The sequence below is a fragment of the Staphylococcus sp. GDX8P80P genome, from assembly GCF_017893095.1.
Lineage (GTDB): Bacteria > Bacillota > Bacilli > Staphylococcales > Staphylococcaceae > Staphylococcus > Staphylococcus borealis.
In genome coordinates this window covers 1-235 of sequence record NZ_JAESMI010000221.1, presented here as the reverse complement: position 1 = coordinate 235, position 235 = coordinate 1, and the positions used below count along the sequence as shown (strand labels likewise).

Here is a 235-nt window from a genome sequence, read left to right as displayed (position 1 = left end):
AAGTGTAGCTAAATTAACCATAACTTTTGAAATAAGTTTCGTACGTGCTGCATTGGTATTACCTAAACGTGTAGAATTTAAATCCATATCAGCGAATAAATGGTCAAAGTCTTCTTCACTGTCTTCACCACGTGTTGATTCTTCGATTTTATTAATCGCTTTATGCAAATCTTCAATTTCAAACGTTTGAGTTTCAATTTTCTGAATTAAGTGACTAAATAAATCTTGAGGTTCA

At 31.5% G+C, this 235-nt stretch carries 1 pseudogene; it reads right to left on the bottom strand.

Annotated elements, in window-relative coordinates:
- Positions 1-235: pseudogene (locus tag KA858_RS12545) on the bottom strand (type I restriction-modification system subunit M); the annotation flags it as partial.